The organism is Chryseobacterium sp. CBTAP 102, from assembly GCF_003201365.1.
Lineage (GTDB): Bacteria > Bacteroidota > Bacteroidia > Flavobacteriales > Weeksellaceae > Chryseobacterium > Chryseobacterium candidae.
Genome location: NZ_QICX01000004.1, coordinates 72,871 through 89,987, shown reverse-complemented (window position 1 = coordinate 89,987; position 17,117 = coordinate 72,871). Strand labels below are relative to the sequence as shown.

Here is a 17,117-nt window from a genome sequence, read left to right as displayed (position 1 = left end):
TTAATATTCAATAGAAGTGGGCTTTAGCCCACTTATCCTATAAAAATAAATTCACTGGCTTCAGCCCAAACTTAAAAAACTGCTGACATACCCTTGTCACAACCTGTTTTTATCTTTGTCCTAACAAAAAATCAAGAAATGAATAACGTAAAAGTGGCACCTTTTAAGGTCATCGGAATTTCAGTAAGAACAACCAATGAAAATGGACAGGCAGGAAAAGATATTCCGCTTCTATGGGAGAAAATGATCAGCGGGAATATTGTCAATTCCATTCCAAATAAAATAGACAATACCATTTATTCTATCTACACGGATTACGAAAAAGACCACACAAAGCCTTATACAACAGTACTCGGATGTAAAGTAGAAAATCTTAACTATATTCCGGAAGGAATGACGGGTTATTCTTTTGATGGCGGAGATTATCTGAAATTTACTACAAAAGGAGATCTTTCAAAAGACCTGGTAATTCATGAATGGTTAAAAATCTGGAATATGGACTTGGACAGGATATTTACTGCCGATTTTGAAGTCTACGGAGAAAAAGCACAGAATCCTTCAGACGCAGAAGTTGATATTTTCATCGCTGTGAAATAAAAGATGAAAAAATAAAATATCTCTAATCATCACAAATTTAGAACCGAAGGACTAAACATTCCCCTCCTCCGGAGGGGTGTCAACAATTCAAAGAATTTTTGACGGGGTGGTCTAAAACTTCCAGCTCCCAGCTTCTTTCTTCCGGCTCAGCTAAAAAAATATTTCCAGTACACCAGAATCCCAACACTCACAGAAGCAATAGCCGTAAGCACTACAGCTCCGGCTGCAATGTCTTTAATAAAGCCAATTCTTTTGTCGAAATCAGGTTGAACGATATCACAGATCTTTTCAATAGCAGTATTGAAAATTTCAGCACTTAGGACAGCAAATGAGGCTATAAGAACCAATGCTGCATCTGTATAACTTAAATCGAAATAAAAAATAAAGAAAAGGTTAATGAAGAATATCAGAAGCTCAATCTGGAAATTTCTTTCCGTCTTTATCATCATGAAAACACCCCGGAAAGCATTGAGAAAACTTTTATGGATAGGAGGTTTTTGCATGGTTTTGAACTTTTCAGGCAAAGATAGGCTTTGTATTTTGATAAAAAAATGAATCTCTGAAGAAATACAGGCATAATGTCAAGGCTCAAAACAAATTAAGGATCTTTGTGAAAAACTCCCCCATATTATTCTTTTCTTTGTTGTATCTATTTATTATATTTGTAGAAACTTATTTTATAAATCTATGAAATTTATTATTTCAAGTGGTGAACTGCAGAAGGCTTTGCAAACTGTAAGTGGCGTAATATCAAGCTCTCAATCGAGACCGATTTTAGAAAACTATCTTTTTGAATTAGACGGAAATAATGTTACCATTACAGCATCTGACGGCGAGACAACTCTTGTTACTTCTCTGGAAGTAAAGTCTGATGATACAGGTAAATTTGCTGTTCCTGCTAAAATTTTTCAGGATTTTATCAAGACATATGGTGAACAGCCTCTCACATTTGTTGTAAAAGACAATGCCGAAGGTACTGGAAGCCAGCTTGAGATTTTAGACGAAAAAGATAATTTCGCAGTAGCATTAGACAATGCTGATGACTATCCTGAATTGCCGGAATTCGACGCTTCACAAAGTGTAACGATGCCGGCAGGAGTTTTGTCTGAAGCGTTGACAAATACTTTATTTGCTACCAGTAACGACTCTCTTCGTCCGGTAATGACAGGAGTTCTTTTCCAGTTTGGAGAAAACGAAACCAATTTTGTTTCTACTGACTCCCACAGATTGGTGGTGTACAAAAGAGCTGACCTGATGAATGCCGAACCGATGGAGTTTATCATGCCTAAAAAGCCTCTGAACATTTTCAAAAATATCCTGGCAACTTCCAATGAAGACGTTACCATCGACTTCAATGAGAATATGGCTAAATTTACTTTTGGCAAGCATATCTGGATCTGCAGACTGATTGATGGAAAATATCCAAACTATACAGCGGTAATTCCGAAGGAAAATCCAAATGTATTGACGATCAACAGAAACCTTTTGTTGGGAGCGATCAAAAGAGCATCCATCATGTCTAATAAATCTACCAATCAGGTACGATTCAAACTTTCTGGAAATATTCTTCACCTTCATGCTGAAGATACTGAATATGCAAACAAAGCAAACATGCAGATTCCTTGTGACTACAACGGAGAAGATATCAACATCGGATTCAGTTCAAAATTCTTAACAGAAATGCTGACGATTTTAGGATCTGATGATATTACCATGAAAATGTCTCAGCCTAACAGACCAGGGATCATTGAACCTCTTGATGGTCTTGAAGAAAACGAAAATATCTTAATGTTATCAATGCCGGTTATCGGATTGTAATATTAGCATAACAAATAATAGAAAGCCGGAATTTTCCGGCTTTTTTTGTAGGGTCTAATCGACTTAGGAATTAGGAGCGTTAAGAAAATTTAAAGGTAATCCGCCAAAAAATTTCCATTGTCTGAGCATGGGATATATTATTGAACCGAAGAAGAATCAGACGATCCATGCGAGTTTGGAAATTTTAGGAGTACATTCAAATTTTTAGCGGATGATTCCCGTCTTGAACTTTTGTATACTTTTGCTTCAAGGCAAAAGTATAATAAGAAAAAGGCGTATTCAAAAGAATATTAAATAAATAGTGTTATTTGTGAATCATTAGCGTCATTAGTGTTTAAATCAACTCCTCATGGAAATAAAAATACAGCTTTATCACACTTCAGATTTTCCCTCAGAATTCACTACAGAAAACTACAGTGTAATTCTGTGGAAAGGGTCTGGTGTTTTCTCTGTAGATGCTATTAATTATTCTTACGGCGGATATAATATTCTGTTTCTTTCTCCTTATCAGAAGTTGAAACTGGCTGCTGAATCGGAGGAAAACATCCATATACTTTTCTTTCATGGGGATTATTATTGTATAGAGTATCACAAGGAAGAAGTAGCATGCAACGGGCTTCTCTTCAATAATATTTATCTGAATCCAGGCGTTGAGCTGTCAGAAGAAAACTTCAATTATATTCTTGAGCTTTTTAATCATATTCAAAAAGAAGAATCTGAAAAACATCCATTTTCGGAATCTATTATCAAGACCTATATTCAGCTAATTCTTGCTATTGGCAGCAAACAGAAAATCAGTATTGAAAATACCTTGGTTTCTAGCGAAAAGCTTCCCAATAAAAATGCTGCAGAATTTCAGAAACTGCTGGAATCCCATTTTAAAGCGGAAAAAGAACTGTCATTTTACAGTGACAAACTGAACATCACCAATAATACTTTGAGCAAAGCTGTAAAAAAAGAATTTTCCAAAACACCCACACAGCTTATCAACGAAAGAATTATCCTGGAGTCAAAAAAGTTACTGCATTTAACTTACAGATCTGTAAAGGAAATTGCCTCTGAGTTGGGATTTGCAGATGAATTCTACTTCAGCAGGTATTTCAAAAAAGCGGTAGGGTGTTCTCCAAAAAATTACAGAGAGAAAGTAGGAATCTCTGTGGTCGCAAAAATGTCCATGTAATATCCTGAAATGTCTATGTTGACGCTGTAACCATGTGAATACCTTTGATGGAAAATAAATCACATGAAAAACAACATAATTTACCAGCAACTCTTACAATTGGATGCTTACTTTTTAAATTTTCTCAGAATTTCAATTTTCATCGTTATGGTCTGGATTGGAGGCCTGAAGGCATTTCATTACGAAGCCGACGGAATTGTACCTTTCGTAGCCAATAGTCCACTGATGAGTTTTTTCTACAAAAATGCAGGTAATAAAGTTATTAATGCAGATAAAAAACGGGTTGCAGAATACACTTTGTATAAAAATCCGGAAGGAAAAGTGGTTCAGAAAAATATTGACTGGCATCAGGAAAACGGAACCTATGCCTTTTCCTACGGTTTAGGGACAATGATCGTTGTAATAGGAGCTATGGTGCTACTGGGAATTTGGTTTCCTAAAATTGGAGCTTTGGGTGGAGTATTAACATTTTTAATGTCATTGGTTACGTTGTCGTTTCTGATCACTACCCCTGAAGTTTATGTCCCCAATCTTGGCGGAGATGGAGTAACACCTCAGTCTGGTTTTCCATATCTGTCAGGAGCAGGACGTTTGGTTTTGAAAGATATTATCATGATGACCGGAGGGCTGGTATTATTTTCAGACAGCCTGAAGAAGGTAGTAAGACCTTTGAGGCAGTAGATTCCCGAATCAGCAGCTGAAAGATTAACGAAAATTTATTATCTTAAAATCGCTTCTAAATTTCTCTATTTCTCAAAAAAACACGACATTTGTAGCTCGAAAAATCATACCGGAATAAGGCGTGGAATTTCAAATAAAAGTTTCAAAATAGAACAGATGAAATCTTAAAACTCATCTGACGAATTAAATAAGAGATAGATTAACAAATGAAAATATCAAACAACTGGCTGAAGGACTTTGTAAAAACGGAATCAAAAACTGAAAGAATCGGTGAATTCCTTACAGATATTGGTCTTGAGGTTGAAGGGATAGATAAATTTGAAAGTGTAAGAGGCAGCCTGGAAGGAATTATTATAGGTAAAGTTTTAACTTGCGAAAAACATCCTAATGCTGACAAACTGAAGAAGACAACTGTAGACGTAGGAAACGGAAAGGTGCTGAACATTGTTTGCGGTGCTCCTAATGTAGAAGCTGGGCAAACTGTTCCGGTAGCTGTTGTCGGAACTAAAATCTATGACAAAACAGGAAACTTTTTTGAAATTAAAGAAGCCAAAATCAGAGGAGAGGTTTCCCAGGGAATGATTTGTGCAGAAGATGAACTTGGTCTTAGTGATGATCATGGAGGTATCATGGTACTGGATGAAACCCAATATGAAGTAGGGAAAAACTTTGCTGACTATTTTGAACTTACCAATGATGAGGTTTTTGAAATCGGGTTAACGCCGAACAGAACAGATGCTATGTCTCACTATGGTGTTGCCAGAGATTTACATGCCTACCTTTCTACAAACCAATTGAAGTCGCAATTTAATAAAGTAGCTTCTGAAGCTTTGAATAACGAGGGAACTCATGATTTTAAACTGGAAATTGAAGATGCAGAATTGTGTCCAAGATATATCGGAGCTGTGATTGAAGATGTAAAAGTTGCAGAATCACCATCGTGGTTAAAAGACAGATTGAAAGCGATCGGATTAAGCCCGATCAATAACGTTGTAGATATTACCAACTATATTCTTCACGGGTACGGACAGCCGCTTCACGCATTTGATGCAGATAAAATTGCAGATAAGAAAGTGAAAGTAGGTGTAGTAAAACCCGGAACGAAATTTACGACTTTAGATGGTGTTGAAAGAACATTGAATGGTTCTGAAATCATGATCAAAGACGGTAAAGATAAACCAATGTGTATTGCCGGAGTATTCGGAGGTGAGAACTCAGGAGTATCAGAAACAACGACAACAATATTCCTTGAAAGTGCTTACTTTAACCCGGTTGCTGTAAGAAAAGGAGCTAAAGCGCACAGCCTGAATACAGATGCTTCTTTCAGATTTGAAAGAGGAGTAGACCCGAATCTTACAAGAACAGCCATCACTCACGCTATTAAAATGATTCAGGAAATTGCTGAAGGAAAATTAGTAGGAGAGTTACTGGAGGAATATCCTAAGAAAATAGAAGATAACTATGTGATTATCAGATTCTCTAAAATTGAGCAGATTTTAGGAACAAAAATTCACAGAGAGAAAGTAAAAGAAATCTTAAAAGCATTGGAAATTCAGGTTTTAAATGAAATTCCAAACGGTTTTGAAATCTCTGTTCCTGCTTACAGAGCAGATGTAACAAGAGAAATTGATGTGATTGAAGAGATCTTAAGAATCTACGGATACAATAAAATTGATGCTCCACAGAAGTTTTCATTTACGCCGGTTAAACTGAGTACTAACGATCAGGATGAGCTGGAAAACAGCTGGGCAAGAACTTTACAGGGGCTTGGTTTCAATGAAGTGATGAACAACTCATTAACTTCTGTAAAAGATGAAACAGATGCTGTAAAGCTATTGAATCCTTTAAGCGGTGATCTGGCATTCATGAGAAAGTCTTTATTAGAAGGACTTCTTCAGAATACAGTATACAATATCAACAGAAAGAATCAGGATATCAAGTTCTTCGAATCAGGAAAAATTTATCACAAAAAAGATAAATACGAAGAAAGAAAACAATTAGCTTTATTGGTTTCAGGAAGAGATGTTGCCGAAAACTGGCTTCAGCCAAAATCTGCGGTAAGCTTCTATAATCTTAAAGCCTATGTAAAAGTTTTACTGGAAAGACTTGCTGTGGATTATAAAGAAGTTGCTTTGTCTGATGAAAGATTCTCTGATGCACTGGCATATGAAGTTGACGGTAAAGCATTGGTAAGAATTGGAAAAGTATCTCCGGCCTTATTAAAAGACTTTGATATTGATCAGGAATGTTTCTATGCAGAGATTGAACTGGAATATGCTCAGGAACTTCGTTCTAAAAATCAATTAAAATTCAAAGACATTCCGAAATTCAACAAAATCAGAAGAGATCTGGCTTTACTGATTGATAAAACGGTAAACTATCAGGATTTATATCAGACGGCTAAGAAGAACAAATCTCCATTCATTAAGAATATTAACCTGTTCGATGTATATGAAGGTAAAAATCTTCCTGAAGGTAAGAAGTCTTATGCGATGAGTTTTGAGTTGTTAAATGAAGAGAAAACTCTTGAAGAAAAAGAGATTACTGAAGTAATGGATTCTCTGATCAAAGCTTTCCAGAAGGAATTCAACGCAGAGTTGAGATCTTAATACTTGAAAATACATTTTATTAATAATAGAAACGGACTTTTTTAAGTCCGTTTTTTTGTTTTATTGAGTTGTTGTCAGGCTTGGGCTAAAGCCATTGGTCTGTTTGTGTTTTAAACAAACGGGCTGAAGCCCGTTCATATTGAATCGCATTAGTGATATTAGTGAAAATATTAGTGTTATTCGTGTTAAAATGAAAATTTTGTATAAAAACAATCTATCCACAGTCTTTGTCACTCCGTAGATGCCTCAATATATTTTATAAACCAGTTATAGTATAGATTCCTTCGGAATGGCAAAGGCAACGCTACAACTTTAGGGCAGATAAAGCTCTTATGTCTTAACGCTTTCAACCCTTTTTTTGATTATCAACAGTGTAAAAATAACTCTGAAAATTATTCAAAATATCAACTGTTAAAGAATAATAAAATTCATTGCAACCCGTTTAAATAATATAATTTCCGTAAATTTGGGTTAATTCAAAAAGAAAAAAATGAAAAATCTTTTTTTAAGTATATGTACAGCTGCAGTTTTGGCTTCATGTGGATCTATGACAAGCCCGTCTGCATCTAAAGTGGGAAAAGCTCAGCCTGCTCTTGCCAGCACAAAATGGACATTGGCTGAAACGGTAAAAGGTAAAGTTCCAACATTAAATATTGAAGGAGAAAAGATCACTGGAAATGCAGGATGTAATAACTATTTCGGAACGGCTACAATTGATCCTTCTACAGGAAGTTTTACAGCCGGACAGATGGGATCCACAAAAATGATGTGCAGCAACATCGGAGTAGAGCAGAATTTTATGGATATGATGGGAAAAGCTAATAAATATGTGGTTTCAGGAAATACTTTAGAATTGTACAAAGACAATCTTTTACTATTGAAATTCACTAAATCAGAATAAAAAACAAAAGGAACTCAATAGAGTTCCTTTTTTATGTTTAGAGTGTTATTAATCTTCCTCTTCTTCATCGTACTTAGCCAACTCTTCATCGCACCATTTGAATGCTGCTTCTACTACTTTAGTAGCCTCGTCTGCCATCGTTTCTTCATCATCACCTTCAAGATCATCTAACCACTCAACTTCTTCTTCCTCAACGTTTAAGATAAATCTTGGATATTCTGTATGAACCACGAATAGATCCTCTGGAAATTCCGAATTATCTGCTAATAAAAACTTTGGTAATTTCATTTTTTTAATGTTTTAACTTTCTCAAAGATAATTAAAATTATTGATTTAAGATGACTTCAAAAACATTTTTGAAACTTTTTCAGCTTTTTTGCTTTCAGAATAATCATAGAACCCTTCTCCTGATTTTACACCCAGTTTTCCGGCTGTCACCATATTGACAAGCAAGGGGTTCGGAGCGTACTTAGGATTTTTGAAACCGTCATACATAACGTTCAGAATAGCAAGACATACATCAAGACCAATAAAGTCTGCCAGCTGAAGCGGACCCATCGGGTGAGCCATCCCCAGTTTCATTACCGTATCAATTTCTTCTACACCAGCCACTCCGTTGTAAAGTGTCTCGATAGATTCGTTAATCATTGGCATTAAAATTCTGTTCGCCACAAAACCAGGATAGTCATTCACCTCTACAGGAACTTTACCCAAGGTTTTACTCATTTCATAAATGGCATCAAAAGTCTCTTTAGACGTAGAATATCCTTTGATGATTTCTACCAGTTTCATAATAGGAACCGGGTTCATGAAGTGCATACCGATTACTTTATCAGCTCTTTTGGTAGCCGCAGCAATTTTTGTGATAGAAATAGAAGAAGTATTGGTTGCAAGGATACAGTTGGCAGGAGCCAGCTCATCCATCTGACCGAAGATCTTCAGTTTAAGATCAAGGTTTTCTGTAGCAGCTTCTACAATAAGATCAGCAGATCCCGCAGCATCGTTCAATGCTGTGAAAGTAGTGATGTTGCCTAAAGTTTCAGCTTTTTGCTCCTCTGTAAGATTTCCTTTTGCAATGATTCTGTCAAGATTGGTAGTAATGGTTTTTAAACCTCTGTCCAAAGCTTCCTGGGATACATCTACAAGATTTACTTTAAAACCGCTCTGTGCGAAAGTATGTGCAATACCATTCCCCATGGTTCCCGCTCCGATAACTACAATGTTTTTGATCATTTTTCCTTTATTTTTTATAGATAGTTAAATTTTTTACCTCCGTAAGGTCAGATTGTGTGACAACAGCTGTTGAATCAAAAGTAACATTTCCTATACTCTGACTTTTTTTACTGTTGTTCTGGTTGGAAACAGTAGCCGTTAATCCTCTTATCAATCGTTTTTTCTGATTTTTTGTGAGGAAGTCTGTGCCAACGTATAACGTAAATTCGCCTTCTCTTCCCATGCCTTTTTGGATCAGGACTTCCATGCTTTTTATCTGGCTTTTATTCTTAAATTCTTTCAGAAAGCTCATCACAGGTTTATCAGATGCAGGGCCACAGCATACGCTTCCGTAGCTGATCTCTAAATAATTCTGATTCTTCTGAGCGTAAAAGAATGTGAAAGCGAATAGAGCCGTTGTTATTATTATTTTTTTCATGTTAAATCGCTTTAAAAATAAGCTTAATATTTTATTTATTAAAATTATCCCAAACGATCTTCGAAATATCGGAAACCATTCTCGTATTTACCCTTTCTGTTTCTGTGGAATTGCTTACAAATATGGCAATTGCGTAATGTTTTCCGTTGGGTAGAGTAATGATTCCCATATCGTTTTCTGCTACTGTAAGAATGTTATCGGGCTTTCCGGAAGAGCCTTTTTTATGGGCAACAGGTGTTCTTTTGGGCAGCTGTTCCACAATTTTATTAGTTCCTGTTGTGGTAGCGAGCATAATTTGCATTAAGAAATCTGTGGATTTCTTGGAAAGTAATTTTCCGTCATAGAATTTTTTTAAAAGTACTACAGTGGAGTTGGTGCTGCTTTCATTTCCATATTGATTTTTCCAGTCTTTATGCATATCATCCTCAGTATACTTAATTTGAAGGTCTTTCACCCCTTTAGAATCCATAAATTGCTGAACAACCTTGGGGCCTCCTATAAGTCTTAAAAGAAAATCACAAGTGTTATTATCACTCTGAGCTACTGTATACTTAATAATTTCTCCTAAAGAAAGCTCAATATTCCCTTCCGGATATTTTTCGCGTAAAGGAGACCACGTATTTTCAAGTAAGTCGGATTTTTTTATTAAAAATTTCTGATCTGTTGAAAATTTGCCTTTGTCTGCCATATCCAGCACAGTACTGGCCAGGTGGAATTTGAATACACTCAGCAAAGGGAGTTTTTTATCACCGTTTTTGCTGTATTTAAAATTACTTTCAAAACTCAGAACAGATACTCCTACGGTAGCTTTTTTATCCTTTATTATTGAATTTATTTTTTGATCCAGAGCTGATTTCTGAGCAGAAGCAAATGCCGAAACCAAAAGAAGAACAAATGTTATTTTTTTCATAGAAATGCAGTTAAAATAAATCCCTTTTAGAAGCCTAAAAGGGATTTGCAATTTAAGATAAATTCCTGTTATTTCAACTCAAAATAATTAAGGTTCGCCCCATCATTTTCGAAGACAATTCTGATTTTGTTTTCTCCTTTCTGTAAGATGATATTTTGGGCTGAAACCGTTTTCCAGTTTTCATTTCCTCCTGTTGATGCAAGTGAAACCGTCGCTAAAACTTTTCCGGAAGCTGTTTCAATTCTTATTTTAGAAGGATTAGCCGCCGAATATCTGATGTCTGCTGCATAATTTCTGTCTCCTTTGGACTGAACCGTGTACTGAAGCCATTCTCCGGTTTCTGTTTTTCCTACATAATACTGATTGGTAACTTTATCATTACATTTATAAATATCCACCCCATCATTTCTCATCTGCTGTCCGGAGTTCCATTCCGATCTTTTAGCCGGATCACTTACCCAAAGATTGATGAAATCCTTATCAAGATAGGCAGAGCCCATTCTTCCCAGATCATATTCCGAAGCGTATATTCTTCCCGGAGCCTGATGGTTTCTGAACGGTTTTGTAGTAGCATCTGTAATCTGCCTGAACATGGCATCAATCACATCTCTTTTAATCTCAGTGTTGTTTAGTTTATAGTTGTCTGCAATCTGTAGTAAAGCTTTTTTAGCATACTCTTTAGAAGGCTTTTCACCTCCGTTTTTCCAGTAATCCAATAATTTTTCATATTCAGGCGTGATTTTTACATTGGTAACTCCTGCAATATTATCAATCTTTTTCATCGGCCAGAAGGCATACCCTATATTGTGTTTGTCCAAAAGCTGAATAAGCTCAGTGAACCATACATTGGAATTCTCGCCGGTTTCCCCAAGCCAGATCGGCATATTGTGCTTCTCTCTGAGATCAAGGGCAAATTGAAGGGTTTGATCATCATTGTAATTCCAGTATTTATGAAAGCTGAAAGCCATATTATTATCCCAGATAGCCGGAAGTCCGTTATAATTGTTTCCCCATCCGTTTCCTTCAATGAAAATAATATGCTTTTTATCAACCTCTCTGATGGCTGCCGTAATGTCTTTCTGGAGCTTCCAGAGCGGAGCATTGGACATTTCATCCGTACCATTGGGGTTCTTTCCTGTGAAATTAATATTAGGTTCATTAATAAGATCATACCCTCCAATCCATGGATTGTCTTTATACCTTTCCGCCAGTTTTTTCCACAGCGCTACAGTTTTTCTCTGATTCTCTTCGTTGGCCCAAAGTGAAGGCTTGGATTTATCGTTATCAGAGATGTTCGCATCATTTCCCTGACCTCCGGGAGCGGCATGAAGATCCAGAATCAAATATATTTTGTTATCGGTGCACCATTGAAGAAGATCATCTGTCATTTTAAAACCTTCCTCCAGCCACGTATCTTTTCCTTTTACAGGCTCTTTTTCAATAGGAAGGGTATAAAGATTGTAATGCATCGGCAATCTTATAGAATTGAATCCTGCTTTGGCCAGAAAGTCGATATCCTGCTTTGTGATTCCGTTTTTCAGATAAGCTTTGTAGAACTCATTCATTCCGTCTTCACCAATTAATTCGGCAATCTTTTCCTTAATCTTATACTGAGGACCAGCAAAATCAGCAGTTTTCAGCATATATCCTTCCTGAAGCATCCAGCCACCCAGCCCAAGGCCTTTCAACTGAATATCTTCACCTTTATCATTAACGATTTTCTGTCCCGAAGTCTTCAGTAATTGTGATGTCCCAAATTGAGACAATAAAAATGCGGATAATAGAACGGCTCTTTTCATAGTAGTTTCGATGATTTAAAATAATAGGAATTTTTTAGAAATTAGTCATACTGAATGTTGGCATCATAGAAAGAGTCTACATTCAGACCATTTATTCTGCCAGGAATCCATTGTGTATGTAAAACAAAATCTTTCAATTGTTTATTGAATTGTTTTTCAAATATATTGTTTTTTTTGTTTTGAAATTCACTTTTTACTGATAAATCCTTAATTTCTCCGTTTTTAGTAATAATAAAAGAAGCTGAAGTATAGGAATAAAACTTTTCCTTTTTTGTACTATATCCTTGGGGAGTAGGAAATTTTTTTAGGTAATCGGTTTGCAGCTTTTTAAACTGATTGTCTGTGGTTGAGTTAGGATAGCGCGAAATATTATCGCATTGTTCATATGAAAATATTTCATCGGGATTATTTTTTATAAATAATTGTTTCGCCGTAAAACGCAATGAGTCTATAAATTTCTTTCCAAATCTTTCTAAAATAAGTCTGTTCATCTCGATTTCCCGGCAGTTTTCATACTGATCATTCGGAAATCTTACGCAAGATATGGGAATTTGCTGCGTTTTTATATGATTCTTGTTCAGAAGCTCTATAAATTCCTTTTCACCCAGATAATCATAGCCTAAGCCTGAAAAATTGGTCCAGGTATACTTTTTATAATTGAAATCATTTTGTGCCTGCTTTTTTTGATCATCACAATCTATCTTATAACCATTTTTTTTTGATTACAAGATAGCATTGTGATTGCTGCCAAAAATAGTGCAGACTTTATTTTCATGTTAATTGATCAGTTTCATAATCTCTAAAGCCACCTTCAACGCTTCAGTTCCGTCTTCAAGAGAAACTTCTACATTTTTGTCGCCAGTAATCGCATCAGCGAAAGAATTTAATTCGTCCAGAATAGCATTGTTAGGCTGGATATTCGGATATTCAAACAGAATCTGGTTCTTCTCTCCCTCTGCATTTTCAATAATCATATCAAATGGAGTAGGGCTTTCAGGAGCATCCTTCATCCTGATTACTTCAGCCTTTTTCTCAAGGAAATCAACGGAAATATAAGCATCTTTCTGAAAGAATCTGCTTTTTCTCATCGCCTTCATAGAAATTCTGGAAGTCGTAAGATTGGCAACGCATCCGTTTTCAAACTCTATTCTCGCATTGGCAATATCCGGAGTTTTGCTTACTACGCAAACGCCGCTTGCGTGAATATTTTTCACTTTAGATTTAGCAATACTTAATAAAATATCAAGATCGTGAATCATAAGATCCAATACTACGGAAACATCCGTACCACGTGGATTAAATTCTGCCAGTCTGTGGATTTCAATAAACATCGGATTGCTGATATATTCCTTGGTGGCAATAAAAGCCGGATTGTATCTTTCAACGTGCCCTACCTGTGCTTTGATTCCTTTTTCCTGGCACAAACGAAGAATTTCTTCTGCCTGTTCAAGAGTCTGGGTTACCGGTTTTTCAATAAAGAAATGAAGGCCTTTATCAATGGCTTTTAAAGCATAGTCATAATGATAAACAGTTGGAGTGACAATATCAAGCATGTCAATCTGTTCAAGCAATTCATCAAAATTTTCAAAATACTGATATCCGAATTCGGCTTCTAATTTCTTTCCGTTTTCAACATCTTTATCATGAAAACCTACAAATTCATATCTATCTGACTGATTAAGAAGTTTTAAATGTATTTTTCCCAAGTGTCCGGCACCTACCAAACCTGCTTTTAACATAGCTGTATTAAATTTTTGTAAATATAGTGAATGTACATTTATAAAATACATGACTTTTTACTTGGAAATGCACTAGATTAAAGGCATCCATTCATTAAAGAAATTACAGTAAATTAACGGTCTGAAAAATAACGATGAAAAGAATAATTTCGATTGTACTTATGGCTGGATTATCTACTGCAGCATGTATAGGAGATAGTCCGTATGACCCGCAGGCTCAATGTGGAACACCCACAAATTTGACATTTGAAAAAGTAAGCAACACCCTTTCCTGGAATATGAACACCATGGGCGAAGGGTATTATGAAGTGCAGTATGGAGAGCAAGGTTTCACTTTGGGAAAGGGAACTACAGTGGTTACCTACAAAAATTCCTATAGCCTCCCGCTCTATCAGAATAATAAATATGATCTTTATGTGAGGAAAAATTGTGGAATAGACAATGGACGAAGTAACTGGGCGGGACCTATTACTGTTTTGGCGGGTAATACGACAACTTGTGTACAGCCAGCGTATGCAACTTATACCAAAACAACTTCCTCCGCGCTTTCTTCTACTTTTGATGCTGCGGTATCCTGGGATAACGATGGCGTTTCTGCTTATGAAACTGTTTTGACGATAAGTTCTGCGCCACCTGCGAGTGGACAATTAGCAATGACAGGCCAAAAAGCCGTCTACACGGGATTAAGTAAAACCCAGACCTACAACTTTTTTGTCAGAAAGAGATGTGCTGATAATACCTTTAGCGCGTTTTACGGACCTTATCCTATAAAATGGAATTAAGTAACAAGTATAAAGCTGTCATTTTTTGATTGCTTATTTTTTGTGGATAATTCTTTGCTGCAATTTCTGAAATCTAATTTCTAATTTCTTACTTTTGTCAAATGCAGGATTCGTTTGTACATAAAGGAAAAAGAAAGATTTTAGTTGAGTATCTTCGAAACAGGATTGGAATTTCAGACGAAAATGTACTTTCGGCAATGAGTGAAGTTCCGAGACACCTTTTTATCGAAAGTATTTTTGAAGATTTTGCCTATGAAGACAGAGCATTTCCTATTCTGGCACACCAGACTATTTCCCATCCTTCCACGGTAGCGGAACAGTCTGAACTGCTGAAGGTAAAACCAGGTGAAAAAGTATTGGAAATCGGAACAGGATGCGGATACCAGACTGCCGTTTTAATGGCGATGAAAGCTCATGTATATACTGTAGAAAGGCAGAAAGATCTGTTTGATTTTTCCAAAAAGAAACTCAGAGAACTTCATCTGTTTCCAAAATTTCAGAGTTTTGGAGATGGTTTTGCGGGTCTTCCCACTTTTGCTCCTTTCGATAAAATCATCGTAACCTGTGGTGCTTCCACACTGCCTACAGAACTTTTAAAACAGCTGAATATAGGGGGAATAATGGTGATTCCATTAGGACCAACGGATGAGCAGGTTTTATACAGATTTACCAAAGTAGGCCCTACAGAATTTGAAAAAGAAGAATTTGGAGCGTATAAATTTGTTCCGATGCTTGGTAATACGAATCAATAGTAAGAAGATTTCTAAAGAGTGTGTCATTCTGAATGCAATGTAATGAAGAATCTTATTGACTAAGCAGTATGAGATTCTTTCTCAGTCAGAACGGCAAAAGCCAGATAATTTGACTTTTAGAGAACCTGTTTTCAAATATAAAATTCATCTGTTTTAATCAAAATTTAAAATCTTTTAATCCATTTCGGAATGAAAATTGATGGAATTAAAGCCCTCTGTATAAATTACCATCACAAAAAATAAATAGATCTTGAATCAAACATTCAGATGAAAAGAGATAATTTTTTTAATATTAAAGTTCAATAACCTTACTTTTTGCGAGTGAGGTTTTTTTATTTAAAATCATTAAATAACAGAACAATAAAAGTTTTTATCAATAAAAGAATTCCGGAAACAGGAATTGAAATGCTGAAAGAAACAGGTCTGGATGTTGCCCACCCGGAACGCATATCTGAGGAGAATCTTTTTTTGGATTTTCTGCTGCTGAAGCCCGAAACAGGATGGCGGGAATGACCGAAGGAAGTATTATCGCTATAGAAAGAAAATAAGAAAATGCCACATTGTGCAAATCCTGAAGTATATTCTGATTATTCAGCATAACTTGGAATTATTTTTGTTTTAAGTATGTAAACCCTTAAATAACACTATCATGATACCGGAAGACAATATTAATGAACAAAACAGAAAGCTGGAACAGATGGATTATAATCCTGATGAAGATATTTTCCAGAAAGAAAAACATATTCCGCTTGATGGAGACGGAAATCCTATTCTGAATGAAGATTTTGATGACGATAAAATAGATAAAGGCTTAGATATCCCCGGAGCTGAGGACGATGATGAAATGGAAGAAATAGGAGCAGAAGATGAAGAAAACAATTACTGGAGTCTCAGCGATAATGAAGATGACCACGAAGAAGAAAACGATGATGTTTTAACCTAAATTTTGACGATACGAAAACAAGCCTTATTGAATTTCAGTAAGGTTTTTTTATGGTGAATAACGACTCATATGGGTAAGGGCAATTCCCCTCTCTAGGAGGGATGGATTCAAAAATTAAAGAATTTTTGAAGACGGGGTGGTTCCATATTGAAGCACAATAAAATCCTCCAATTCCTTCATCACCAGACTCAGATTATTTCTTACATCAAAATCACTGATTCTGAGAACCAAAAGTCCTAAAGATTCAAGATATTCCTCTCTTATCCCATCATAAATCTGCTTTTCATCATGGCTTGATCCATCTATTTCTATAATGATCCCAAGCGTTTTTACATAAAAATCAACGATATAATTTCCGATAATCCTTTGTCTGTCAAAATCAATGGTATGAAATTTTTTTGCACGGACTTTCTTCCAGAAGATTACTTCACCTAAGATCCGGGCTTTACGCTTTTCTTTTAATAATACTTTTAAATAGGGATTGTAGGGAAGATTCTCAACGAAATTCCTACGGATGGGAATTCCGTTGATGGAGGTGAGGGTTTCTTTCATTATTGTGTTTTTAACCACCCCGTCTTTTAAAGCTTACACTTTAAAATCCACCCCTCCGAGAGAGGGGAATTGAGGCACATTTATTCAAATATAGTATTTAATATCAAATAGTGGTTGATTTATAGATTTGGTAATTTTGCTTAAACTTTAAACCATTCTTCCTTTCCCCTCTTGCCTATATTTCCTATTTTGAATATCTTTAA

The 17,117-nt window shown here is 35.9% G+C and carries 19 protein-coding genes; 10 read left to right on the top strand and 9 right to left on the bottom strand.

All coding sequences use genetic code 11. From position 1 onward, the window contains the following. Positions 1–138 precede the first annotated feature (138 nt). Positions 139–597: a GyrI-like domain-containing protein gene (locus tag C8D70_RS07295; protein ID WP_110366880.1), complete on the top strand. Its 459-nt coding sequence runs from the start codon at positions 139–141 to the stop codon at positions 595–597. Between the two features lie 146 nt (positions 598–743). Here C8D70_RS07295 and C8D70_RS07290 read toward each other — a convergent pair whose 3' ends face one another. Then, on the bottom strand, positions 744–1,100 hold the full coding sequence (locus C8D70_RS07290; protein ID WP_110366879.1) for a diacylglycerol kinase family protein: 357 nt from the start codon (positions 1,098–1,100) through the stop codon (positions 744–746). 184 nt (positions 1,101–1,284) lie between these two features. On the opposite strand from C8D70_RS07290, the gene dnaN reads away from it, so the two are divergent. From dnaN to C8D70_RS07265, 5 genes are all read left to right on the top strand, one after another. Continuing rightward, positions 1,285–2,415, top strand: coding sequence for a DNA polymerase III subunit beta (gene dnaN, locus C8D70_RS07285; protein WP_110366878.1), 1,131 nt, complete (start codon positions 1,285–1,287; stop codon positions 2,413–2,415). Between the two features lie 349 nt (positions 2,416–2,764). Next, positions 2,765–3,595 (top strand): AraC family transcriptional regulator, encoded by an 831-nt coding sequence (locus C8D70_RS07280; RefSeq protein ID WP_076597273.1) that lies wholly within the window; start codon positions 2,765–2,767, stop codon positions 3,593–3,595. Between the two features lie 63 nt (positions 3,596–3,658). After that, positions 3,659–4,276 (top strand): DUF417 family protein, encoded by a 618-nt coding sequence (locus tag C8D70_RS07275; protein WP_110366877.1) that lies wholly within the window; start codon positions 3,659–3,661, stop codon positions 4,274–4,276. A 206-nt stretch (positions 4,277–4,482) separates the two neighbouring features. Continuing rightward, positions 4,483–6,885: a phenylalanine--tRNA ligase subunit beta gene (gene pheT / locus C8D70_RS07270; protein ID WP_110366876.1), complete on the top strand. Its 2,403-nt coding sequence runs from the start codon at positions 4,483–4,485 to the stop codon at positions 6,883–6,885. Between the two features lie 490 nt (positions 6,886–7,375). Beyond that, on the top strand, positions 7,376–7,786 hold the full coding sequence (locus C8D70_RS07265; protein WP_047433591.1) for an META domain-containing protein: 411 nt from the start codon (positions 7,376–7,378) through the stop codon (positions 7,784–7,786). Between the two features lie 48 nt (positions 7,787–7,834). On the opposite strand, the gene C8D70_RS07260 is transcribed toward C8D70_RS07265, so the two are convergent. The 7 genes from C8D70_RS07260 to C8D70_RS07230 all read right to left on the bottom strand — a co-directional run bounded on the left by C8D70_RS07260 (position 7,835) and on the right by C8D70_RS07230 (position 13,885). Beyond that, a complete protein-coding gene (locus tag C8D70_RS07260) occupies positions 7,835–8,074 on the bottom strand; it encodes a hypothetical protein (protein ID WP_002977986.1) in 240 nt (79 codons plus the stop codon). A 45-nt stretch (positions 8,075–8,119) separates the two neighbouring features. Next, positions 8,120–9,016, bottom strand: coding sequence for a 3-hydroxybutyryl-CoA dehydrogenase (locus C8D70_RS07255; RefSeq protein WP_170872097.1), 897 nt, complete (start codon positions 9,014–9,016; stop codon positions 8,120–8,122). Between the two features lie 10 nt (positions 9,017–9,026). Next, complete coding sequence (locus C8D70_RS07250) at positions 9,027–9,437, bottom strand: hypothetical protein (protein WP_110366875.1); 411 nt, start codon at positions 9,435–9,437, stop codon at positions 9,027–9,029. Between the two features lie 31 nt (positions 9,438–9,468). Then, positions 9,469–10,347: a CGA/CIA family class A beta-lactamase gene (gene bla-A / locus C8D70_RS07245; protein WP_110366874.1), complete on the bottom strand. Its 879-nt coding sequence runs from the start codon at positions 10,345–10,347 to the stop codon at positions 9,469–9,471. A 68-nt stretch (positions 10,348–10,415) separates the two neighbouring features. Beyond that, complete coding sequence (locus C8D70_RS07240) at positions 10,416–12,146, bottom strand: cellulase family glycosylhydrolase (RefSeq protein WP_110366873.1); 1,731 nt, start codon at positions 12,144–12,146, stop codon at positions 10,416–10,418. Between the two features lie 41 nt (positions 12,147–12,187). Further along, positions 12,188–12,637: a hypothetical protein gene (locus C8D70_RS07235; RefSeq protein WP_110366872.1), complete on the bottom strand. Its 450-nt coding sequence runs from the start codon at positions 12,635–12,637 to the stop codon at positions 12,188–12,190. 285 nt (positions 12,638–12,922) lie between these two features. Continuing rightward, on the bottom strand, positions 12,923–13,885 hold the full coding sequence (locus tag C8D70_RS07230; protein ID WP_076597280.1) for a Gfo/Idh/MocA family protein: 963 nt from the start codon (positions 13,883–13,885) through the stop codon (positions 12,923–12,925). A 134-nt stretch (positions 13,886–14,019) separates the two neighbouring features. Between C8D70_RS07230 and C8D70_RS07225 the strand changes: the two genes are divergently transcribed. The 4 genes from C8D70_RS07225 to C8D70_RS07210 all read left to right on the top strand — a co-directional run bounded on the left by C8D70_RS07225 (position 14,020) and on the right by C8D70_RS07210 (position 16,362). Further along, on the top strand, positions 14,020–14,667 hold the full coding sequence (locus tag C8D70_RS07225; RefSeq protein WP_146212862.1) for a hypothetical protein: 648 nt from the start codon (positions 14,020–14,022) through the stop codon (positions 14,665–14,667). A 101-nt stretch (positions 14,668–14,768) separates the two neighbouring features. After that, the gene (locus C8D70_RS07220) at positions 14,769–15,419 is read left to right on the top strand and encodes a protein-L-isoaspartate(D-aspartate) O-methyltransferase (RefSeq protein ID WP_110366870.1); all 651 of its coding nucleotides are present in this window, start codon (positions 14,769–14,771) and stop codon (positions 15,417–15,419) included. Between the two features lie 321 nt (positions 15,420–15,740). Further along, positions 15,741–15,932, top strand: coding sequence for a hypothetical protein (locus C8D70_RS07215; RefSeq protein ID WP_110366869.1), 192 nt, complete (start codon positions 15,741–15,743; stop codon positions 15,930–15,932). 136 nt (positions 15,933–16,068) lie between these two features. Continuing rightward, the gene (locus tag C8D70_RS07210) at positions 16,069–16,362 is read left to right on the top strand and encodes a hypothetical protein (RefSeq protein WP_076597284.1); all 294 of its coding nucleotides are present in this window, start codon (positions 16,069–16,071) and stop codon (positions 16,360–16,362) included. A 114-nt stretch (positions 16,363–16,476) separates the two neighbouring features. On the opposite strand, the gene C8D70_RS07205 is transcribed toward C8D70_RS07210, so the two are convergent. Beyond that, on the bottom strand, positions 16,477–16,914 hold the full coding sequence (locus tag C8D70_RS07205; RefSeq protein ID WP_110366868.1) for an endonuclease domain-containing protein: 438 nt from the start codon (positions 16,912–16,914) through the stop codon (positions 16,477–16,479). Positions 16,915–17,117 lie beyond the last annotated feature (203 nt).